Annotated in this window: 19 protein-coding genes; 7 read left to right on the plus strand and 12 right to left on the minus strand. The window is 58.6% G+C overall.

Going from position 1 to position 20,843, the window contains the following annotated elements; translation table 11 throughout:
* Positions 1-298 precede the first annotated feature (298 nt).
* The 4 genes from ACUTSW_RS03280 to ACUTSW_RS03295 all read left to right on the plus strand — a co-directional run bounded on the left by ACUTSW_RS03280 (position 299) and on the right by ACUTSW_RS03295 (position 4,624).
* Positions 299-739: a rhodanese-like domain-containing protein gene (locus tag ACUTSW_RS03280; protein WP_445583654.1), complete on the plus strand. Its 441-nt coding sequence runs from the start codon at positions 299-301 to the stop codon at positions 737-739.
* 53 nt (positions 740-792) lie between these two features.
* Entirely contained in the window at positions 793-1,746 is a 954-nt protein-coding gene (gene epsC / locus ACUTSW_RS03285) for a serine O-acetyltransferase EpsC (RefSeq protein WP_445583655.1), read from the plus strand.
* Positions 1,747-1,887: 141 nt separating this feature from the next.
* Positions 1,888-2,820, plus strand: a complete 933-nt coding sequence (locus ACUTSW_RS03290) for a family 2A encapsulin nanocompartment shell protein (protein ID WP_004944722.1) — start codon at positions 1,888-1,890, stop codon at positions 2,818-2,820.
* The gene (locus ACUTSW_RS03295) at positions 2,795-4,624 is read left to right on the plus strand and encodes a family 2A encapsulin nanocompartment cargo protein cysteine desulfurase (RefSeq protein ID WP_445583656.1); all 1,830 of its coding nucleotides are present in this window, start codon (positions 2,795-2,797) and stop codon (positions 4,622-4,624) included. The genes ACUTSW_RS03290 and ACUTSW_RS03295 overlap by 26 nt, the downstream gene beginning before the upstream one ends.
* A 50-nt stretch (positions 4,625-4,674) precedes the next feature.
* On the opposite strand, the gene ACUTSW_RS03300 is transcribed toward ACUTSW_RS03295, so the two are convergent.
* From ACUTSW_RS03300 to ACUTSW_RS03335, 8 genes are all read right to left on the minus strand, one after another.
* On the minus strand, positions 4,675-5,097 hold the full coding sequence (locus ACUTSW_RS03300; RefSeq protein WP_020439079.1) for an energy transducer TonB: 423 nt from the start codon (positions 5,095-5,097) through the stop codon (positions 4,675-4,677).
* 339 nt (positions 5,098-5,436) lie between these two features.
* Complete coding sequence (locus ACUTSW_RS03305; RefSeq protein WP_445583657.1) at positions 5,437-6,387, minus strand: sulfonate ABC transporter substrate-binding protein; 951 nt, start codon at positions 6,385-6,387, stop codon at positions 5,437-5,439.
* Positions 6,388-6,410: 23 nt separating this feature from the next.
* On the minus strand, positions 6,411-7,064 hold the full coding sequence (locus tag ACUTSW_RS03310; protein WP_013812980.1) for a methionine ABC transporter permease: 654 nt from the start codon (positions 7,062-7,064) through the stop codon (positions 6,411-6,413).
* Positions 7,048-8,139 (minus strand): methionine ABC transporter ATP-binding protein, encoded by a 1,092-nt coding sequence (locus ACUTSW_RS03315; RefSeq protein ID WP_445583658.1) that lies wholly within the window; start codon positions 8,137-8,139, stop codon positions 7,048-7,050. The genes ACUTSW_RS03310 and ACUTSW_RS03315 overlap by 17 nt, the downstream gene beginning before the upstream one ends.
* 3 nt (positions 8,140-8,142) lie before the next feature.
* The gene (locus ACUTSW_RS03320) at positions 8,143-8,955 is read right to left on the minus strand and encodes a MetQ/NlpA family ABC transporter substrate-binding protein (protein WP_006325453.1); all 813 of its coding nucleotides are present in this window, start codon (positions 8,953-8,955) and stop codon (positions 8,143-8,145) included.
* 32 nt (positions 8,956-8,987) lie between these two features.
* Positions 8,988-10,358 (minus strand): LLM class flavin-dependent oxidoreductase, encoded by a 1,371-nt coding sequence (locus ACUTSW_RS03325; RefSeq protein WP_445583659.1) that lies wholly within the window; start codon positions 10,356-10,358, stop codon positions 8,988-8,990.
* The gene (locus ACUTSW_RS03330) at positions 10,358-11,563 is read right to left on the minus strand and encodes an SfnB family sulfur acquisition oxidoreductase (protein ID WP_445583660.1); all 1,206 of its coding nucleotides are present in this window, start codon (positions 11,561-11,563) and stop codon (positions 10,358-10,360) included. The genes ACUTSW_RS03325 and ACUTSW_RS03330 overlap by 1 nt, the downstream gene beginning before the upstream one ends.
* Before the next feature lie 11 nt (positions 11,564-11,574).
* Entirely contained in the window at positions 11,575-12,813 is a 1,239-nt protein-coding gene (locus ACUTSW_RS03335) for an SfnB family sulfur acquisition oxidoreductase (protein WP_445583661.1), read from the minus strand.
* Between the two features lie 566 nt (positions 12,814-13,379).
* On the opposite strand from ACUTSW_RS03335, the gene ACUTSW_RS03340 reads away from it, so the two are divergent.
* Positions 13,380-14,294 carry a LysR family transcriptional regulator gene (locus ACUTSW_RS03340; RefSeq protein ID WP_445583662.1) on the plus strand — a complete coding sequence of 305 codons (915 nt, stop codon included), beginning with the start codon at positions 13,380-13,382 and terminating at the stop codon, positions 14,292-14,294.
* A gap of 8 nt (positions 14,295-14,302) precedes the next feature.
* Here the strand turns inward: ACUTSW_RS03340 and ACUTSW_RS03345 are convergent, their stop codons facing one another.
* Entirely contained in the window at positions 14,303-15,208 is a 906-nt protein-coding gene (locus tag ACUTSW_RS03345) for a DMT family transporter (protein WP_445583663.1), read from the minus strand.
* 129 nt (positions 15,209-15,337) lie between these two features.
* On the opposite strand from ACUTSW_RS03345, the gene ACUTSW_RS03350 reads away from it, so the two are divergent.
* Positions 15,338-15,907, plus strand: a complete 570-nt coding sequence (locus ACUTSW_RS03350) for a helix-turn-helix domain-containing protein (protein WP_004944689.1) — start codon at positions 15,338-15,340, stop codon at positions 15,905-15,907.
* 32 nt (positions 15,908-15,939) lie between these two features.
* Here ACUTSW_RS03350 and ACUTSW_RS03355 read toward each other — a convergent pair whose 3' ends face one another.
* Positions 15,940-17,334 (minus strand): aminotransferase-like domain-containing protein, encoded by a 1,395-nt coding sequence (locus ACUTSW_RS03355; RefSeq protein ID WP_004944686.1) that lies wholly within the window; start codon positions 17,332-17,334, stop codon positions 15,940-15,942.
* A 298-nt stretch (positions 17,335-17,632) separates the two neighbouring features.
* Here ACUTSW_RS03355 and ACUTSW_RS03360 point away from each other — a divergent pair, with 298 nt between their 5' ends.
* Positions 17,633-18,826 carry a benzoate/H(+) symporter BenE family transporter gene (locus ACUTSW_RS03360; protein WP_445583664.1) on the plus strand — a complete coding sequence of 398 codons (1,194 nt, stop codon included), beginning with the start codon at positions 17,633-17,635 and terminating at the stop codon, positions 18,824-18,826.
* Between the two features lie 62 nt (positions 18,827-18,888).
* Here ACUTSW_RS03360 and ACUTSW_RS03365 read toward each other — a convergent pair whose 3' ends face one another.
* A complete protein-coding gene (locus ACUTSW_RS03365; RefSeq protein WP_004944676.1) occupies positions 18,889-19,938 on the minus strand; it encodes a type II asparaginase in 1,050 nt (349 codons plus the stop codon).
* Positions 19,939-20,092: 154 nt separating this feature from the next.
* Complete coding sequence (locus tag ACUTSW_RS03370; RefSeq protein ID WP_062870881.1) at positions 20,093-20,800, minus strand: TetR/AcrR family transcriptional regulator; 708 nt, start codon at positions 20,798-20,800, stop codon at positions 20,093-20,095.
* Positions 20,801-20,843 lie beyond the last annotated feature (43 nt).

Below are 20,843 nucleotides of genomic sequence, written 5' to 3' on the forward strand. Positions count from 1 at the left end.
TTCAGACGGCGGTTTTGCGACAGATATCACGCTGAAGAGTGTTAATAAACTGTGTTACCCGTAATGTGATCGACGGGAGAAAACGGGTAACAGCGCGCTGTAACATAGCCACGCGAAAATCGAAATTCATAAGCCAATAATTGGTTTTCATTAGCCTGATTTTAGCTAAGTCGGGCTAGATGCTTTTACTATAAGCCCTAATGAAAAGTTATTTATTGCTGGTCGGAAAGGGTAATAAATTGAAGTTAATGAACGAAAACAACCCTACTGAAAAATAGAGAATATGCCGGAGGTGAATATGTCCTACGCATCTGCACAAAGGTTTAAAACCCATTCCAACGTGAATGCGGATAACCCAGGCAGGGATAACTACGTCGCCCAAAATACCGCCGATTTTGAACGCGATCTGACGCCGGAAGCCAGTTGGCAATTAGTCAACAGCGGGGCGGCGGTGTTGGTGGATATCCGCACCCCGGAAGAGCGCAAAACCTTTGGCTACGTTGAGGAATCCGCGCGGGTTCCCTGGTTAACCGGCTCGAACAAAATCCGCAACCCACGTTTTTTCCTTGAGTTAAGCAAAGTCGTCGACAAACAACAGCAGGTCATCCTGCTGTGCCAAACCGGCAAACGCTCCGCCGATGCGGTGCTGGCGGCCCTTAAAGCCGGTTATACGCAGGCTTACGGCGTACAAGGCGGGATTGAGGGCGCACGACACTTGCCCTGGCTAAAGACAGCCTGACGGCGCTCGAACCGAGTGGGTCATTGGGCGTTATCACATAAACAGAGGGAATTATGACTCGCTTTTCACAGCCGCAAGAAAATACCAACTGGCAACTTGCCGATATCGTTAATGAGCTGCGCTCAGCGCGGCTCTCCTGGCGCGAGCGCAGCGGCCAGGCGTCGCTTTCCGGGCAAAAGGAACTGCCGTCGAAAAGTGCGGTCAGCGAAATAACCGAATCGCTGCGAGCGATTTTATTCCCGATGCGCTTGGGGCCGGACGATCTGCGCCATGAAAGCGAAGACTACTTCGTTGGCCATACGCTGGACGCGGTGCTGAATGCATTGCTGATTCAGGTGCGCCTTGCTCTGGGGTTTAGCCGTTCCGAGGGCGACGACGCAGAGCTTGGGGACTCTCTCAATACGCAGGCGGTGACGCTGGTGCGGCAGTTCGCCACCGTGTTGCCGGCCATTCGCCGCCGGTTGGACAGCGACATTCTGGCCGCTTATCACGGCGATCCTTCGGCGCGCAGCGTGGACGAGGTGTTACTGTGTTTCCCCGGCGTCAACGCCATTATCCACCACCGGCTGGCGCACTATTTCTATCTCGCAGGCGTTCCTTTGCTGGCGCGCATCATCGCCGAAAAGGCTCACGGTGAAACCGGTATCGATATTCATCCCGGTGCACAAATCGATGACGGCTTTTTTATCGACCACGGCACTGGCGTAGTGATTGGCGAAACCGCCATTATCGGCAAGCGGGTACGCCTCTATCAGGCGGTCACGCTGGGCGCCAAACGCTTTGTCACCGAGGAGTCCGGCATTCTGCAAAAAGGGCAGCCACGCCATCCGATTATTGAAGACGATGTGGTGATCTACGCCGGCGCCACTTTGCTGGGCAGGATTACCATTGGCAAGGGATCGTCCATTGGCGGCAACGTCTGGCTGACGCGCAGCGTCAAACCGGGCAGCAATATTCGCCAGGCAAATATCCAGAGCGACAGTCATGAATTTGGCTCAGGTATTTAATGTGGTGCATTTCAACAATGTTAATAACCCGCAGTGAGGTCTGCGAAACGGAATCAATAAATCGATATTTTATTTAACGCGCTATTTAACCGGTAATTATTAATTATTTTTCACCAGCCTATTTTTTCAGGAGAAACAACCATGTCTCAACACAATGACGCCCGGCTTGCATTAGGGGATAATGCAGCACGGCAATTGGCTAACGCGACAAAAACCGTCCCGCAATTATCCATTATCACACCGCGTTGGTTGGTGCATTTGCTGCAATGGACACCGGTCGAGGCAGGGATATTCCGCCTGAACAAGGTCAAGAACCCGTTAAATGTTCAGGTTGCCTGCTCGCAGCGCGATGAAGGGTTATTACCCCAGACCTATGTGGATTACGAAGAAGCGCCGCGCGAGTATTTTCTCAATGCCGTTACCACCATTCTGGACGTGCATACCCGCGTTTCCGATTTATACAGCAGCCCGCACGATCAGATTCGCGAACAGCTGCGCCTGACCATTGAAACCATTAAAGAGCGCCAGGAAAACGAGCTGATCAATAACCCTGAGTACGGTTTATTGGCCAGCGTCGATGACGCCCAGCGTATTTCAACGCTGACCGGTGCGCCGACGCCGGACGATCTGGACGAACTGATCACCAAAGTATGGAAAGAACCCGGTTTCTTCCTCGCTCATCCGTTAGCCATCGCCGCCTTTGGCCGCGAGTGCACCCGCCGTGGCGTGCCGCCGCCAACCGTCAGTCTGTTCGGTTCGCAGTTTCTCACCTGGCGTGGCTTGCCGCTGATCCCCTCGGACAAGCTGCCCATCGACGAAGAAGGCAAAACCAAAATTATCCTGCTGCGTACCGGGGAAAAACGTCAGGGCGTCATTGGCCTTTACCAGCCGGGCGTCGCGGGTGAGCAAAGCCCGGGGCTGTCGGTGCGCTTTATGGGGATTAACCGCAATGCGATAGCCTCCTACCTGATCTCCCTTTACTGCTCATTGGCGGTTCTGACTGAAGATGCCGTTGCCGTTTTAGACGATGTTGATGTGAGCAAATATCATGACTATCCAGACAGTTACAAGTAATTCATTGCCTCACGAGGCGCAGCCGCCAGCCGGATTGCCGGACGTTAACGCGCTGGCTAACCTGGCTAATCAGATCTTCAGTGCCTTGCCTGGACGTGAAGCTGGTGCAGGGCTGCAACCGGCCGCAGGCGGCGAACGCGCCACGACGGTGTTGCCACAGACCGCTACGCCGGCTCTAGAGCCGGCACTGGCTACCGATGGCCTGGAGGCGCAAAGGTTGTCCGGCTGGCAGCAGGGCGCAGAGCGGCAGGCCTTTTTGGCTCCGCCAACGCTGCCTCAGCCACGGGATCCGGCGGCGACGGCGGGGTTCTATTTTCTGAGCGAAAATCAGGCCCGGCAAAAACGGTTTTCGCCGGATACCGGGCTGGACGGTCTGGCGAACCAGGCGCTCACCGGTCAGGCCCATCTTAGTGACCAACCCTTTGCAGGGGCGGTCAATGGCGGGCTGGAGTCGGTTATCGGATCGCTGTTTCCTGCCGTCGCCGCACCGGTTAGCGGCGTAGCGCAAGAGGCGACCAGCGGGCAGTATTATTTCCTGGAACAGGGGCAGCCACGGCGAGAAGCCGCACCGCAGCAACGGCCGCGCAGCAGTTTTGATGTGCATGCCGTACGCCGCGACTTTCCCATTCTTGCGGAACGGGTTAACGGCAAACCCCTGGTGTGGCTGGATAACGCCGCCACCACCCATAAACCGCAAGTGGTTATCGATCGGCTGGCGTATTTCTACGCCCATGAAAACTCGAATATCCACCGTGCGGCGCATGAGCTGGCCGCCAGGGCAACGGATGCCTATGAAGGGGCCAGAAACAGCGTTGCCCGTTTTCTGGGGGCCAAATCACCGGCGGAAATTATCTTTACCCGAGGCGCAACGGAAGCCATTAACCTGATTGCCAATACCTTTGGCCGGCAACACATCGGCGAAGGCGATGAAATCGTGGTTTCCCAGTTGGAACACCACGCCAACATCGTGCCCTGGCAGCAGCTTGCCGCCAGCGTGGGGGCTAAAATTCGGGTGATCCCGGTGGATGACAGCGGGCAGATTCTGCTGGATGAATACCGCAAGCTCTTGTCGCCGCGTACCCGTTTGGTGTCGATCACCCAGGTATCCAATGCGCTGGGCACGGTGACGCCGGTCGAGCAGGTGATTGCGCTGGCTCATCAGGCCGGAGCGCGGGTGTTGGTAGACGGCGCACAGGCGGTATCGCACCTGAAGGTTAACGTGCAGGCGCTGGATGCGGATTTTTACGTGTTCTCCGGCCACAAGGTGTTTGGCCCAACCGGCATCGGCGCGGTGTACGGCAAGGCGGAGCTGCTGGAAAGCCTGCCGCCGTGGCAGGGTGGCGGCAATATGATTGCCGATGTCACCTTTGAGAAAACGCTGTACCAGCCGGCACCGGCCAGGTTTGAAGCCGGCACCGGCAACATCGCCGACGCGGTGGGGTTGGGGGCGGCGTTGGACTACGTCGAACGCCTGGGGCTCGATAATATCAACCGTTACGAGCATGAATTGCTTGAGTATGCCACCGGGCAGTTGATCCGCATTCCGGGCCTGCGCCTGATTGGCACCGCGGCCAATAAGGCCAGCGTGCTGTCGTTTGTGCTGAGCGGCTACCGTACCGAAGAAGTGGGCAACGCGCTTAACCGTGAAGGCATTGCGGTGCGTTCCGGCCATCACTGCGCCCAACCGATCCTGCGGCGCTTTGGCGTCGAGGCGACGGTGCGGCCATCGCTGGCGTTTTACAACACCTACGAGGAAGTGGATCTGTTGGCGGCAACCTTGCACAAGCTGGCGAAAGGGCGCTAGCAACAAGACGTGATAACCCGGCCGGCGCAGAGCACTCTGCGCCGGTTTTTTTATCCCCCGGCCCCCAGAGTTGCATCACCGGTAACGTTGAAGGTAAACGAGACTTTTTCATGCAAGCTACCGGGTTTCCAGCAGCTACGAGCAATAGCGCTTTTCGCTTCATAATAGAATTCGGGATTTCCCGTTAGTTCGATATTCTTTGCTTTACCTCTATCATCAACGTCAAACGTACCTGTTATTTTACCGTCAATCTTTTTCGCCATTGCTGCAGCGGGATAAAACGGACGTTCGTAAAAAACTTGCCCGTCACAGCCCAAATTGGGGGGCTGAACAACCTTCGACGTGGTGTTTTCGGCACCCCTTGCATAAATACAATCACCCACGGCGCTGGTTTTTTCACATCCTGAGGGTTTCATTGGCGTACAACCTGCCAGAATAACAGTGGCAAGCGGCATAAGGATAAAACGTGTCATGTCATGGTTCCTGCTCAGGTTTCCGTCAGGGAGCGATTTAACTCCCATTCCACCATTTAGGGGGGCATATTTTTTCACTGGAAACAGTATAGAGGGGGAGCCTGAATAACGTGGAAAATTGCACGTTTAGCGTGTTTTTAACCACAAAAAGAAAAGCCGCACATAAGTGCGGCCAAAAATAAGTTCGCGACGAACGAAACAAGGACAAAAACTCCGGTAGACAGGCCCTGAAAGAAAATGCTTCCAGAGACATATCCCGATAATAATGAAAATATCCCCGCAGGTTAAATGCCGAATATCGCTTTGCTTAGCTGAATCAATACAAAGGTATTCAGCAGGTTACTTATCTTCAGACCAGCGTGCGGCGCTGACGTCCACCTTGACCGGCAGCAGGCCGATCGCGGTGAACTTGTCGGCTAATTGCTGCTGTTCGGCAAATACCGCCGGCGTCATGCGTTGGCTACCGAACGGCATGCGGGCGAGGGCTCTGGCCCAAATGGCCTGCGCCAACCCGGTGCTTTGCGCCAGGATCTTCGCCGCGTCGTCCTGATGGGCATTGGCCCAGGCGCTGAGTTCACTTAGCTGGTCGATCACCAATTTGGCGCTGTCCGGGTAGGTTTCGGCAAAATGGCGACTGGCGAGATAGAAGGTGTAATGCGGCACCAGACCTTCGGCATCCTTCAGCAGACGGGCGTTGGCGTGGGTTTCCACCTCGGCGTAGTAAGGGTCCCAAATCACCCAGGCGTCTACGCTGCCGCGCTGGAAGGCGGCGCGGGCGTCACTCGGCGGCAAATACACCGGCGTCACGTCTTTGTAGCTCAGCCCGGCCTGTTCAAGCGCGCTGACCAACAGGTAGTTGACGTCGGAGCCTTTGTTCAGCGCAACGCGTTTACCTTTGAGGTCGGCAACGGTTTTGATCGGCGAATCCTGCGGCACCACTATGGCTTCGGTTTTCGGGCTGGCCGGCGAATGCCCCAGATAGATCAAATCCGCTTTGGCAGCCTGGGCAAAGGCCGGTGGCGCATCGCCGGTCGCCGCAAGATCAATGCTGCCGACGTTCAGCCCTTCGAGCATTTGCGGCCCGGCGGGAAACTCAATCCAGCGCACCTTGATGCCCTGCGGCGTCAGGGTTTGCTCCAGCGTACCGCGATATTTCAACAGGGCGAAGATATTGGCTTTCTGGTAACCAATGGTGATTTGCTGCGGTTTTTCCTGCGCCGCAACGGTCGGCAGGGCAAATGCACCCAACAGCAGCGAAGCGGCGATCAGCGAGGCTTTCAGTTTTTTCATTACACATATCCGGTCAGTAAAGGTTAATGACGGTGGTTTAACCGGCGGGAAAGCCGATCGCCAAAAAATTGCAGCAGGGTCACCAGCGCCACCAACACCACGATGACGGTGAGCATCACCTGGGTGTCGAAACGCTGGTAACCATAACGGTAAGCCAGGTCACCCAAGCCGCCTGCGCCTATGGCTCCGGCCATCGCAGAGGCGTTAATCATGGTCACCAGGGTGATGGTAAAGCCGCTGACAATGCCGGGCATGGCTTCCGGCAGCAGCACATGACGAATGATATGCCCACGGCGGCAGCCCATTGCCTGCGCCGCTTCAACCAGGCCGTGATCCACCTCTCGCAGGCTGACTTCGGCGATACGCGCGAAAAACGGCATGGCGGCGATGGTCAGCGGCACCACGGCGGCCCATACGCCGTAAGAGGTGCCGACAATCATGCGGGTGAAGGGGATCAGCGCCACCATCAGGATCAAAAAGGGGATCGAGCGGAACAGATTCACCAACCAGCCGAGCACCCGCTGAACGCCAACCTGCTCATACAATCCACCGCGTTCGCTGACCACCAACAAGATCGCCAGCGGCAATCCCAGCACCAGCGCCAACAGGGAAGAAACGCCCACCATCAGCAATGTATCGAGAAATCCGGCCCACAGCCGTTCAAGCAACAGTGACATAGCCCAGGACCTCCACGCTGTCGGCCAGCGTCTGCGGAATGGTTCGATTATTCGGTGACGGCGTCACGGTTAACAACAGATAACCGATGGCGCGCCCCTGAATATGCTCAATGGCGCTTTCCACCAGCGTCACGCTGCCCTGAAAAGCCGCCAGCACGTGGTTTAGCTCCAGCGATGCACCTTGGCCACGGTAGCGTAGCCGGATCAATTGCGGTGCATCCGGCGTGGGGGGCGTGGCGGCGATCCGCCCAACCCATTCCTCCGGCAAGCGATCGTGTGAGGGGGTCAGCAGGATGCGGGTCGTTTCCTGCTGCGGATTGCCGTACACCTGCCACACCGGGCCGCATTCGATAATCTCCCCCCGTTCCAGCACCGCCACCCGGTGGCAGATATCATGGATCACCTCCATTTCATGGGTAATCAGCACTATGGTGATGTTGAACTCACGGTTGATGCGCTGTAACAACGCCAGAATGGCGCGGGTGGTTTCCGGATCGAGCGCGGAGGTGGCTTCATCGCACAACAGCAATTCGGGGTTATGCACCAGCGCCCTGGCGATGCCGACCCGTTGTTTCTGCCCGCCGGAAAGCTGCGCCGGATAGGCGTCCGGGTAGTCGCTCAGCCCGACCAGCGCCAGCAATGCGTCCACTCTGCCGCGCCGCTCGGCGATCGGCACGCCCGCCACCCGCAGCGGCAACTCGATATTCTGCCGGACGGTTTTGGCCGACAGCAGGTTGAAGTGCTGGAAAATCATGCCGGTGCGCCGCCGGTAGGCCACCAGTTGATCTTCATTCAATTGGCCGATATCAACGCCATCGACCTCCACGCTGCCGCCGCTGGGGCGTTCCAGCCGGTTAATGGTGCGGATCAGGGACGACTTGCCGGCGCCGCTGCGGCCGATAATGCCGAAGATCTCCCCACGGCGAATGTCCAAGGAGATCGCCTTCAGCGCCTCGGTCAGTTGGCCGGGGTAACGCTTGCTGATCCGGGTAAAGCGCAGGTGGGTGTCATCATGGCGGCGCACCACCTCGTCGGCGACTAGGGCGCCTGGGTTAGGCAAAATCAGGCTGGACATAAACTACTGGCTCCAGCCCGGCTGATAGAGCTTGCCGTAAAAACTGTCGAGTTTGGCGCGCACGACCGGCGAATGCTGGTAAACGTCGACAAACTTGCGCAGGCGCGGGTCATCCTGATGGCCATCGCGGACCACGAACTGGATCACGTACTCCGGGTTTTCCAGGCCGTCGAACAGCAGGGCGCTGTTGGGATCGACGGTGCCGGACAGCCGCAGGTAGTGCGGATAGCCCTGCGCCAGGTCAACTTCCTCCAGCGTGCGTGCCAGTTGCACCGCTTCCACTTCGATAATTTTGATGTGTTTAGGGTTACTGACGATGTCTGCCTGGGTTGCCTGCAGGCCGGATCCCGGTTTGAGCTTAATCAGCCCGGCTTTTTGCAACAGCAACAGACCGCGGCCACCGTTAATCACGTCGTTGGCGATCGCCACTTTGGCGCCCTCCGGCAGATCGGCGATGCTTTGGTATTTTTTGGAGTACAGCCCGACGTTATTGATGATCGCCGGGGCATAGGCCACCAGGTGGAAATTGCCTTCTTTATTGGCGTTGTGCAGGAACGGCAGGTGCTGGAACAGGTTGACGTCGATATCGCCGTTTTCCAGGCTGACGTTCGGCGCGGTCCAGTCGCTGAATTCGATGATGTCGACCTTCAGCCCCTGTTTGCGAGCCTCTTCCGCCGCCACCTCGAGCGGCGGGGCGAAGGCAGCGGTGGTGCCGACTTTCAGCGCACCGCTGTAATCATTGGCCGCAGCCGCCGCGCCTGAGAGTGCCAGCAGCGCCGAAAACAGCAGTGTTTTTGTCCGAGAGGGTATTGTCATAGGGTTGTTCCTTCAAAAGAAAAAGTAAGGGTTCAAACGGGTAACGGCGCACCCAGACGCCAGCCGGCCGCCGGATGGCTTTGCGGCAAGCGATCCTGCTGCCGAAACAGCTTTTGCCGCAGGCTGCCGGCGCGGTAGGCGGTTTTATAGCGACCACGCGCTTGCAACTCCGGCACCACCAAATCGATAAAATCGCGGTAGCTGCCTGGGTTAACGATGCGCGTCAGGTTAAACCCGTCGATATCGGCCTGATCCACCCATTGCAGCAACCTATCCGCCACCTGTTGCGGATCGCCCACCACCAGCGGATAACGCCCGCCCATGGCGTGCTGTTCCAGCAGTTGGCGGCGGGTCCAGCCGCTGTAGGTTTGGGTTACCGACTCAATGGCCTGCGTCGGCCCGGCCTGGATCGGGTCGTCCAGACCAAAGCGTGAAAGATCGATACCGGTCGAGCTGGAAAAATGCGCCAGACCGGCTTCGGGGCTGGCGTAACGCAGATATTCACGGTATTTGTCCTGCGCCTCGGCGGCGGTTGGCGCAACGATAACGCCGACTCCCATAAACACTTTCAAATCCTGTCGCTGACGGCCGGCCGCCACCGCTGCGGTACGCAGCTTGTCCACCTGCGCTTTCATTACCGCCGGGGTGGCGTGGTTAACGAAGGTGCACTCCGCGTGGCGGGCGGCGAACTTAATACCCCGTGACGAGCTGCCGGCCTGGAACAACAGCGGGGTGCGCTGCGGCGAAGGCGAAGACAGGTGATAGCCCTCCACCTGATAAAATTCGCCGCGGTGGGTCACCTTGTGGATCTTCTGCGCATCGGCGTAAATACGCCGTTGACGGTCGGCCAACACGGCGTCATCTTCCCAGCTGCCTTCCCATAATTGATAGGCAACGTCGAGAAACTCATCGGCCTGATCGTAACGGCGATCGTGCCCGATCTGTTCGTTCAACCCCATCGCACGCGCAGCGCTGTCCAGATAGCCGGTGACGATATTCCAGCCGATGCGGCCCTGGGTCAGATGGTCCAGCGTCGACAAGCGACGGGCAAAGGGATAGGGCGCTTCGTAACTCAGGTTGGCGGTGATGCCGAAGCCCAGATGTTGGGTCACTCCGGCCATCGCCGACACCAGCAACAGCGGATCGTTAACCGGCAGCTGTATCGACTCGCGGGCGGTCAGGGCGATGTTTTGCTGATAGACATCGTAAACGCCGAGGATATCGGCGATGAACAACCCGTCGAACAGTCCACGCTCCAGCAGTTGCGCCAGCTCGGTCCAGTAGCTGAGCTGGTTGAACTCGGTGGAACGATCCTGCGGATGGGTCCACATGCCGTGATGAATATGGCCGACGCAGTTCATGTTGAAGGCGTTCAGCAGAACCTCTTTGGCGATGACGCTCATTACAGAGTCCCCCGGCGCGGCGGCAGCACCCCGTTCAGCACGTAATTGCCGATCGCCGGGTATTTCCAGCGCACCGGGTCGTGCAAGGTGTGGGTTCTGGCGTTGCGCCAGTGGCGATCGAGGTTATATTCCTGCAGCGTGGCACGGCTACCGGCCAACTCAAACAGCAGATTACCGGCGGCCAGCGCGACCTCGGTGGTCCAGGCGCGCGCCGTGGCAACCTCGATCGAGGCTTGTGCAACCGACAGGGCATCGCTGTGGCGCTGAGCGACATCGATGGCTTCACCGGCCACCGCCAGCAGGGCGTCACCGGCCTGAATGCGGGCGGAAATTTTGCCGATGCGGTCCAGCGTCAGCGGGTCCTCGCTGGCGTGTTCGACATCGGCATCAATCCACGGGCGCGAACGGCTGCGAACAAATTGCAGCATGTCCTGCCACGCGGCTTTGGCGATGCCCTGATCGATGGCGGCGTGCATGATTTGCGCCAGCGGGCCAACCGGCGTCGGCCGTTCAAACGCCGTCTGGAAGGGCACGATATCCTCTTCATCGACCGGGCACTGTTCCAGCGTCACGCTGCCGCTGCCGGTGGTGCGTTGACCAAATCCGGACCAGTCGTCGGTGATGCTCAGGCCTGGCGTATTGCGCGGCAAAAACACCAACTGTTCTTTACCGTCTTCACCCCGCGCGGCGGTCGGGATGCGCCCGGCGTACAACGCGCCGGTAGCGTAAAATTTTTGGCCCGACAGCTGCCATTGGCCTTCATGTCTGGCCAGCGAGGTGCTGCGGTGGTGGGCGGCCTTGCTGGCAAACTCCGCCAGCGCATTGCCGAAATGCACGCCGGCCAGCGCTTCCTGGTACAGCCGCCGTTGCTGCTGCGGCGAACCGTTCACCCGCAGCACTTCCAGTGCGTAATAATGGTTTTGCGGCACCTGGCCGATCGACGCATCGCCCTGGCTGAGAATAGCGATGACCTGCGCCAGCACGCGGTTCGACAACGCCGGGCCGCCAAATTCTTGTGGCACGGTAATCGCGCCGAGCCCAGAGGCGAACAGGTCTGCCAGTTCGGCAACCGGCAATCGCCGTTGGCTGTCACGCTCGGCGGCGGTCGGGCTGAATTGCTCCGCCAGCCGGTGTGCGGTCTCCAGCGCCTGTTCGGGGCTGGTAATGCGTTGCGCCACGCGTTGAGGGGCTACCTGGGTAGTCATGTTCTGCTCCTTTAAATCCACGAATGGCGCGCCGGAAAGCGGCCGTTGAGGTAGTACTCGCCAATGGCGTGGTATTTCCAGCGCACCGGATCGTGCAACGTGTGGGTGCGTGCGTTGCGCCAGTGACGATCGAGGCCGTGCTCCGCCAGCGTGGCGCGGCTGCCGGACCATTCGAACAGCTTTTCGCTGGCCAACAGCGCCACTTCCGTGGTCAGCACCTTGGCTTCGGCGACCGCGATCGACGCCGTTGCGGCGCTTTCGGCGGTTACCGGCCAGCGGTCAACCTCATCGAGCGTCCGCGCCGCACGGCGCAACAGGGCGTTCGCCGCGCTCAACTCCATGCTGAGCCGGCCGACGTCGGCCAGAATGTAGGGATCGTCCGCGTTGCGTTCGACGCCTGCGTCGATCCAGGGGCGGGAACGCTCGCGAATAAACTGGGTGGCCTCGTCCAGCGCACCCTGCGCAATGCCGGCATCGATGGCGGCCTGAATCAGTTGGGAAACGGCGCCCTGAATCGTCGGTTTTTCTGCCAGCGGCAGCAGCGGGATCACATTGGCCGGATCGACCAGAACCTCGCGCAGGCGCACCGTGCCGCTGGCGGTAGTGCGCTGCCCCATGCCGGACCAGTCGTCGACGATCTCCAGGCCTGCCGCCGGGTGGGGGATCAATGCCAGTACCGGCTGCTGCCGATCGTCGAGTGCCTTGGCGGCGACGATATGGGCGAACAGCGCACCGGTGGAGTAAAATTTGTCGCCGGTAAAGCGCAGGCCGTCTGCGGTTTGCCGTAAGCGGCTCTGCATATCCAGCGTGTGCTTGCTGTTTTTCTCCGGGCCACCGTTCCCGATGCGTTGGCCGGCCAGCACCGCCGCGAAAATACGCCGTTTTTGTTCTTCGCTGCCGGCATCACGGATTAACTGAATCAGGCCGAAATGGTTTTGCGGAATTTGCCCCAGCGCCGGATCGACGGCGGAAATCAGGCGAAACACCTCCGCCAGCGTGGTAAAGGACAGTTCCGGTCCGCCGTATTCGCGCGGAATGGAAATGCCACCGAGGCCAGACTGGGTAAACAGCGCCAACTGTTGCAACGGATAGCGCCGCTGGCGGTCACGCAGTTGGGCTTCAGGCGCGGCGGCCACGGCGACTTGTCGTGCTGCATCCAGTGCCTGTTGGTCGTCGACAATCCTGTGGGTCCGTTCTTCTGCGGGAGGGAAATTGGCCGTATCCGGCGCAGGCAAAACAGAAACAACCATAACGATGTCCTCATAATACGGAGACGGCAGTAAATAGCGCGCCGCCGCGGGCGTAGCGCGATGAAATATAATTAAAATTTAAGTTGTTACAACGGGTGGGGTACGAAGTGATAATAATAATTTGCAGGTTGCGGTGTAAAGCAAAGGCTTATTATAAATAATCCATTGCTTAGCGATTAATTAGCTTTGCGATAGGCGGGGGATGATTTTCCCGCACCGATAACGAACACCCGCGGGCAAGAGGGGCTCTGCCCGCGCAGCCAGTGACGCACAGCTCATTCCAGTAGCTGAAACGGATGCGCTGTTTCAGCCGGTTATTCCACACATAACGCGTCATCGTTAATTCCTCCTCCGTGTCTGCTAATAGAGGTAACAGCTATTTTAAAACGGGTCGAATACGTTATTTCGCTTAGCTTTTGAGGTTTTCGGGATAATACTTTCACCGCCGTCAGGCTTTCTGCAAAAACGCCATCAAGGCTCTTCGTTATGCATAACGCAATGCGCGCCGGGTCCTGCCTGATTACAAAGGCGGCCCGCAAGGATACACTCAGCGATGCCGGTTCCTCATGTGGGGGACCGGCATCGGCATTTTGCATAAGGGGTATTGCGTGGTGGGCAAGCTTAATTTGGACCAGCTTCAGACTTTTGCTTTGGTGGTCAGGCAAGGGAGTTTTTCCGCCGCAGGGGAAGTGCTGGGGCTGACCCAGCCCGCGGTCAGCTTGCAAATCCGGCAGTTGGAACAGCGGCTGCACGTTCGGCTGCTGGAGCGGGTCGCCAGGCGCGTGCGGCCGACGTCCGCCGGTGAGGCGCTACTGGAACACATAAGTCACATCAATGCGGCGGTGGATCATGCGCTGAGCGACATGGCCGGCCACGCGCAGGAGATTGCCGGCACCGTGACGCTGGGCACCGGTGCCACGGCCTGTATCCATTTGCTGCCGACGCTGCTGCGGGAGTTGAAACAGGCTTATCCCTTGTTGAACGTCGGGGTGCGCACCGGCAACACCGATGACATGGTAAAAGCGGTGGAAGAAAACCGCATCGACATCGCATTGGTGACCTTTCCGGCCAATGGCCGCAGTTTGCAGTTGACGCCGCTGCTGCAAGACGAGTTTGCCGTCATTTTCCCGGCCGATTCCCCCGATTTGCCTGCCACGTACACCCCGCAAACTCTGGGTGCGCTCCCGTGGGTGGCTTTTGAATCCGGCAGCAGCACCCGTCGTTTGATTGATGGCTGGTTCCTTGGCGCGGGGGTTAAACCCGCGCCGGTAATGGAACTGGGCAGCATAGAGGCGATCAAAGAGATGGTTGCCGCCGGGCTTGGGTACAGCATTGTGCCGCGCATGGCACTGTCCGGCACCCGGGGAGACGCTCTTACGCCCGCGCTTGAACGCACTTTGGGCATCGTACTGCGCCAGGATAAGCCGCTGAGCAGGGCGTTGCAGAAGGTGCTCGCCAGCCTGCACACCTTGAAAAAATAACCCGCCGGTTACTGCTCCTCCACCGTGCGGGCGGTTTTACCCGCGCGCATCACTCGCCAGCCAAAGTTCATGCCCGCAGCGGCAATCAGGATGGCGGCTGCGCCCAAGAGCTGCATCAGGCTGAGGCGGTGTCCGAATACTGCCCAATCGACGATGATCGCCACCAGCGGGTAGATGAACGACAACGCGCCGACCAGGCTGGTGGGGATTTTCTGGATCGCGCCATACAGCAGCGAAGACATCAGCCCGGTATGCACCAGGCCGATAGTCGCCAGCAGCAACCAGGCATTGGCCGTTGAGGGCAGGTGGGCCAGGCCGGCGAACGGCGCCAGCACCACCACCCCGACGCTGAGCTGGATCAACACGATCAAATGCGGCGGCACGGTTTTTAGCCCTTTGACGATCGCCGCCGCCACCGCATACATAAACGCCGCGCCCAATGCCAACAGCACGCCGATAAAGTAATCCGATCCTGAGCCGCTAGCGCCGGGGCGGCCGGTAATAATCAGCAGCATGCCGCCGAAGGCCAGCAGCAGCCAAGCCAGCTTATTTGCCGTCAGTTTTTCGCCAAAGAACAGTACGCCCAGCCCGACCAGCATAAAAGGTTGGACGTGATAGGTCACCGTGGCCACGGCGATAGAGGCATGGGCATAAGCGCCAAACAACAGCGTCCAGTTCAGCACCAGCGCCATGCCACCCAATACCGCCACGGCGGCCTGACGTCGGGTCAGCATGCCTTTCTTCAACAGGCCAAGCAGGGCACAGGCGATCAACATCGCCAGCGCACCAAAAGCGCAACGCCAGAAAACCACCGTCGTTGGCGGTTGCCCTAGCGCGATCACCGGCCAGCCGACGGTGCCGGAGATCACCATCGCCAGGGTCATCTGTACTACGCCGCGGGTGTTTACCTTCATTTGCCTTCTCCCTGATTGAGTGCCGTGCTTGCCGCCGTCGACGAACACCATTAAAATGAACAACTGAACATTATGATGAACAGTGCATGCTTGTTCGTCAAGTCGAACGAACGAATGATATGGTGAACAATGAGCGATAACTCCAGCAATACCGGCACACCCATCGGCCTGCTTTCGGCCGCCATTCGCCGCGAACGCGAGCGGTTGGGGCTGTCGGTCACCGAACTGGCGCGCCGCGCCGGCATCGCAAAATCGACGCTTTCGCAATTGGAAACCGGCAGCGGCAACCCAAGCCTGGAAACCTTGTGGTCGCTGGCGATGGCCCTCGACGTGCCGGTCAGCCGGTTAATCTCTCAACCGCGTCAGCACGTACAGGTGATCCGCGCCAACGAAGGGGTTACCACGGTTTCCGAACAGGCCAACTATGCCGCTACATTGCTGGCAACCTGCCCGCCGGGAGCACAGCGCGATATCTACCGTTTGCGCGTTCAGCCGGGCGAGACGCGGGTTTCACGCCCGCATATGCCGGGCACCATTGAGCACGTGATTATCAGCAGCGGCAGGGCGCGAATCGGGCCGACGGAGCAGCCGGTGGAGTTGAGCGCGGGGGATTACATCAGTTACTCCGCCGATCGGGAGCATATTTTTGAAGCCCTGGAGGCGGATACCACGGCGGTGATGCTGATTGAACAAGGCTGACCCGGCGCGGTAAAGCGCGCCGGGTCAGGGCCTCAGTAATACAGGCGGGGTTCTGCGGATTCGATCATGCTGCGCAGCTTGGTCAGGGCAAATTTCAATTCGCTGCGGCTGGTTGGCGACATCAGCACGATGCGCACGGCACGCGTGTGGCCGCTGCGTTCGGCCAGAAATTGCGTGCCGCTGGAAATATTCACCCCCTGAGCGCGCGCCAGATTGGCGAACTCATCGCTGGTCCAGGGCTCGGGCAGAGTGACCCAAATGTGGTAACCGTAGGGTTGCGAAGCGACCTCCAGCCCGTGGAAAACTTCTGCGGCGATGGCCTGGCGCGCCGCCGCTTCTTGCTTCTGGGTTTGCAGCATTTCAGCCCCAATGCCGGAAGTAACGATATTGCTGGCCAACTGCGCGATAAGCGGGGAAGGCATCCAGATGCTGGTTCGCACCATCGACGTCAACCGCGACAGGGTTTCCGCCGGCGCATGCAGATAACCGATGCGCAACGCCGGTGAGATGCTTTTCGACAGGCTGGTCAGGTACACCGAGCGTTCAGGAGCAAACGAAGACAGCGCCTCGACCGGCTCTGCGGTAAGAAAACCGTAAATGTCGTCATCGAGAATATAAAAATCGAACTCGCGGGCAATCTGCGCGATTTCGGCCCGTCTGGCGTTCGACATCACCACCGTGGTGGGGTTTTGGCAGCTAGCCACGCAGATCAGCATCGCCGGTTTTTCCTGGCGGCACAGTGCTCTCAGCGAGTCGGGCACGATGCCCTCGCTATCCATTTCGACCCCGCGCAACCGCCGTCCATTGCCGTGTACCAGCGAAATAATGCCCGGATAACACAGCGCTTCGCACAGGATAAGATCCTGGTGCGCCGTCAGGGCATTGATGGCGACCAGCAAACCGTGCTGAGCGCCGGCGGTCAACACCACTTGCTGCCAGTGTACGTCAGGCAAAAAACGCCGCAGCCAGCTGGCACCGGCGTCGCGATGCGCCGGATGCCCGCCTTCCGGCGAATAGTCGAGCGCCAGCCCCAGCTCCGGGCTGGCGACCAGATGCTCGAGCGCGGTGCGGATCCCCTGTTCCTGGGCCTGCACCTCCGGTTTGATCACCGACAGATCGATATGATCCCGTTGGGCGGAAGATGAAGGGCTAAAATGCGGCAGGCGCGCGCTTTCCATGGCCCTTTCAGGCGCAGCCAGCACAAAGGTCCCGCGGCCCACTTCACCCTGAACCAGCCCGCGCCGCGCCGCTTCTTCATAAGCGCGATTAACGGTGCCCGGCGTAACGGCCAGCGTCTGCGCCAACTCTTTCAATGTAGGCAAACGTGAACCGGCAGGCAGCACGCCGTTGTTGATGTCATTTTGCAGCGCATCTGCAATCAGCAAATACACCGGGGCATTTTTCTCACTGAAGCGCGGTGTCCACATAGACCCTCTGTATGCTTTGAATGGCTATCCCCACGGGCTTTCTGCTTTGGCATTGCTGGCCGCAGGGTGGGGATAAGACGATTACAGTATAAGCCAGCCATTAAATTGATGTAATAAGTATTAACACAGAAAGAATTACACAGATACAATCGACTTAAATTAACTCGATTCAATCGATGTTATTTTCGAAATTTTGTTTGTTTATGTATCTTCAACTTGTTGTTTTTAATTTGATTTATCGGGGCTTTTCTTTTTTGGCATATTACATCGATTTAATCGATATGCATTGATAGGGGTAATGATGGACAGATTGCGACAGGATTTTTCTCTTTCGGCGGTAGTGGCGGGCGCCATCGCGGTGATAGTGTCTTACGCCGGCCCGTTGATCATCGTGTTTCAGGCCGCCAGTGCGGCGCACTTGTCCACGGAGGTGATCTCCTCCTGGATTTGGGCCATCTCCATCGGCAGCGGCGTTACTGGCCTGATTTTGAGTTGGCGCCTGCGAGTGCCGGTGATCACCGCCTGGTCTACGCCCGGCGCGGCATTGCTGGTCGGGTTATTGCCAGGGGTGACGATCAACGAAGCGGTGGGGGCTTATATCGTTTCTTCGCTCATTATCGCCGTCATTGGTCTGTCCGGCGCCTTCGATAAACTGATCGGTAAATTACCCCGGTCGATCGCCGCCGCCATGCTGGCCGGGATTTTATTCCACTTTGGCGCCGAGATGTTTGTGTCCATTCAGTTGCAACCGACGCTGGTCATGGCCATGTTCGTGACCTACCTGTTGTTTAAACGCCTGTTGCCACGCTATGCCATTGTCGCCGTGTTGGTGGCCGGCGGCGCAGTGGCGGGAATGAGCGGCATGTTGAACGGCGGGGATATCGTCGTCAGCGTAGCCCACCCGGTTCTGATTACCCCGGCCTGGAGCTGGCACGCCATCATTAATATCGCACTGCCGCTTACGCTGGTGACGCTGACCGGTCAGTATGTGCCCGGCATGGCGGTGTTGCGCTCCTCAGGTTACGCCACACCGGCTCGGCCGATCGTCTCGATGACCGCAATTGCCTCAGTATTGCTGGCGCCGTTTGGCTCGCACGGGGTGAATCTGGCGGCCATTACCGCCGCGATTTGCACCAGCGAAGAGGCGCACCGCGAGAAAAGCAAACGCTACATCGCCGGCGTGGCCTGCGGGATTTTCTATATTGTGATGGGGATTTTCGGCGCGACGCTGGCCTCGGTGTTTACTGCATTACCCAAAGAACTGATTATCTCGCTGGCCGGGCTGGCGCTATTTGGCGCCATCAGCACCGGGTTGACCGGCGCAATGGCCGACGAGAAGCAGCGAGAAGCGGCGTTAATCACTTTCCTGGTCACGGCGTCCGGCATGAACTTTTTAGGCATGGCGTCGGTATTCTGGGGGTTGATCTTCGGGCTGGCTGCGCACTTCTCCCTGACTGTGCTTTCTGGCCGCCGTCCGTTGTTGGCCAGATAGAACGCGATTGACGATGAAAGAGATCCCCTCAGAGCCGCCTGGCTCTGAGGGAAGGGCGCAGATTAATAGGTGTGGAAATAGTCCTGAATCACCTGCGGATTATGGGTTTTGGTCAGCGCCAGCATCAACAGAATGCGTGATTTAGCCGGGTTGAGCGAGTCGGAAACCAGGCCGGGCTGGCCCGCATCTTCAGAAACAATACCGCTGCCGGTGCGGCTGGCGCGGACGACCAGCACGCCGGCTTTTTCCGCTTTTTTGATCCCGGCCGAGCTACGCACTGAAACCGACCCGGCACCGGTGCCGGCATAAACAATTCCGTCTACCTTGTGCTGAATGGCGGCGTCATACATGTATTCAGGATCGTCCTGATAACCGTAAATAATGTCGACTTTCGGCAGCGCGCTGACATTGCGCACGTCAAAGACCGAGCGAGTGGTGTGAATTTTATCCACCCGGGTTTCAAAGTAAGGTTTACCGCCGACAATCACCCCCAAATAACCTTCCTCCGGCGCTTTGAAGGTGTCCAACGTGGTGGCGTTGGTTTTAGTGCTGAAGCGGGCGGAACCAATGCGATCGTTCAGCACCACCATGACGCCGCGGCCTGCTGCCTGTTTATCGGCGGCGACGGTCACCGCATCCAGCAGGTTCATCGGGCCGTCGGCGCTGATGGCGGTCGCCGGGCGCATGGCGGCAGTGAACACCACCGGTTTGTTGCTTTTTACCGTCAGGTTAAGGAAGTAGGGCGACTCGTCCAGCGTGTCGGTACCGTGGGTGATCACCACGCCGGCGACGTCATCGCGCGCCAGCAGTTCGTTGACGCGTTTTGACAGTTTGAGCAGGATCTCGCTGGTCATGTTTTCGCTGCCGATATTGGCAATCTGCTCGCCGTCCACCCGGGCGATTTTCTGCATTTCCGGTACCGCGGCGATCAAGGTATCCACCCCGAGCGCCCCGGCTTTGTAGCCGGTGGTTTGGGTATTGGAGGCTGCCGAGCCGGCGATGGTACCGCCAGTGGCCAAAATAACGATGTGCGGTAACTCCCCGGCGGCGGTCGCCGCGTTGGCGCAACCTAAGGTCAATAAAACAAATGCCACTCTAATTATTTGAAACATAGCGCTACCCCTGATTAAAAAGCCAAATTAGGCGGAGTAGCCAAAGCAAAAAGGGTGCCAGTTAAGCGACGGGCGCCAATAGAGGGAAAGCGAGCGGATCAAGGTGGGTATTGCACCCGGTGCGGGAGCGGCCCGCACCAGAATGGATCTCTCTTCAGCGTTGCGGCCCCAGGCCGTGAGTGAGCAGCGTAATGGCGTGACGGGCAATATCGTCGGCACGCAGCGGGCTGAGGGAGTTATCGCGCTGCCATTTTGACGCCGTGGCCAACGGCAGCAGCGTCATGCCAAACAGGGTGACAATCAGCAGAGAGGGCTCCAGATCGGCATGCAGCTTGCCTTCCGCCTGCCAACGTACGATGGACTGCATCGCCGTTTTGCGTTGCTTGTCACCAAAGCGCTCGTCCATCCGCTGCTTCAATACGCCGCTGTCACTCATCACTTCGCGCAACCACAGCGGGGCGAACCACGGGTGCGCGATGGAAATATCGATAAACCGTTGCGCCAACTCAGTGAAAGCCGCTACCGGATCGTCTTCGTTGGCGTCGAAAACGTCGCCTGCGGCGATTCTCACCGGCAGGAAACGTTCGTCTATCAGCACATCGAGCAGCTGTTCACGGTTGTGAAAGTAGTAGTGCAGCATCGCCGGGGTAACGCCGGCCTCGCGGGCAATGGCGTTCAGCGAGGTATCGGCAATGCCCTGACGGGCGAACAAGTTCAGCGCCGTGTCGAGCAAATGCTCCCGTTTTTCTGCCCCGTTGGCCGCGCCGCTGGGCCTGCCAGGGCGGCGTGGAGAGGGGTTTTTTTTAACGTTTTGTGCTGTCATCGCGGCGAGATCCATTGACCGGAGAAAAGAATAACTCATATATTAATTACTCAGTTAATTAATTACAAGCGGACTCACTCAA

It is taken from the genome of Serratia sp. TSA_198.1 (genome assembly GCF_052686505.1).

Bases quoted from the DNA above. Each gene is read 5' to 3' on its own strand.
- ACUTSW_RS03360 (WP_445583664.1), top strand. From the start codon at position 17,633: ATGATGGACAGATTGCGACAGGATTTTTCTCTTTCGGCGGTAGTGGCG.
- ACUTSW_RS03345 (WP_445583663.1), bottom strand. From the start codon at position 15,208: ATGAAGGTAAACACCCGCGGCGTAGTACAGATGACCCTGGCGATGGTG.
- ACUTSW_RS03330 (WP_445583660.1), bottom strand. From the start codon at position 11,563: ATGACTACCCAGGTAGCCCCTCAACGCGTGGCGCAACGCATTACCAGC.
- ACUTSW_RS03340 (WP_445583662.1), top strand. From the start codon at position 13,380: ATGTGGGGGACCGGCATCGGCATTTTGCATAAGGGGTATTGCGTGGTG.
- ACUTSW_RS03320 (WP_006325453.1), bottom strand. From the start codon at position 8,955: ATGACAATACCCTCTCGGACAAAAACACTGCTGTTTTCGGCGCTGCTG.
- ACUTSW_RS03280 (WP_445583654.1), top strand. From the start codon at position 299: ATGTCCTACGCATCTGCACAAAGGTTTAAAACCCATTCCAACGTGAAT.
- ACUTSW_RS03290 (WP_004944722.1), top strand. From the start codon at position 1,888: ATGTCTCAACACAATGACGCCCGGCTTGCATTAGGGGATAATGCAGCA.
- ACUTSW_RS03365 (WP_004944676.1), bottom strand. From the start codon at position 19,938: ATGTTTCAAATAATTAGAGTGGCATTTGTTTTATTGACCTTAGGTTGC.
- ACUTSW_RS03315 (WP_445583658.1), bottom strand. From the start codon at position 8,139: ATGTCCAGCCTGATTTTGCCTAACCCAGGCGCCCTAGTCGCCGACGAG.
- ACUTSW_RS03370 (WP_062870881.1), bottom strand. From the start codon at position 20,800: ATGAGTTATTCTTTTCTCCGGTCAATGGATCTCGCCGCGATGACAGCA.
- ACUTSW_RS03325 (WP_445583659.1), bottom strand. From the start codon at position 10,358: ATGAGCGTCATCGCCAAAGAGGTTCTGCTGAACGCCTTCAACATGAAC.
- ACUTSW_RS03335 (WP_445583661.1), bottom strand. From the start codon at position 12,813: ATGGTTGTTTCTGTTTTGCCTGCGCCGGATACGGCCAATTTCCCTCCC.
- epsC (WP_445583655.1), top strand. From the start codon at position 793: ATGACTCGCTTTTCACAGCCGCAAGAAAATACCAACTGGCAACTTGCC.
- ACUTSW_RS03350 (WP_004944689.1), top strand. From the start codon at position 15,338: ATGAGCGATAACTCCAGCAATACCGGCACACCCATCGGCCTGCTTTCG.
- ACUTSW_RS03355 (WP_004944686.1), bottom strand. From the start codon at position 17,334: ATGTGGACACCGCGCTTCAGTGAGAAAAATGCCCCGGTGTATTTGCTG.
- ACUTSW_RS03305 (WP_445583657.1), bottom strand. From the start codon at position 6,387: ATGAAAAAACTGAAAGCCTCGCTGATCGCCGCTTCGCTGCTGTTGGGT.
- ACUTSW_RS03295 (WP_445583656.1), top strand. From the start codon at position 2,795: ATGACTATCCAGACAGTTACAAGTAATTCATTGCCTCACGAGGCGCAG.
- ACUTSW_RS03310 (WP_013812980.1), bottom strand. From the start codon at position 7,064: ATGTCACTGTTGCTTGAACGGCTGTGGGCCGGATTTCTCGATACATTG.
- ACUTSW_RS03300 (WP_020439079.1), bottom strand. From the start codon at position 5,097: ATGACACGTTTTATCCTTATGCCGCTTGCCACTGTTATTCTGGCAGGT.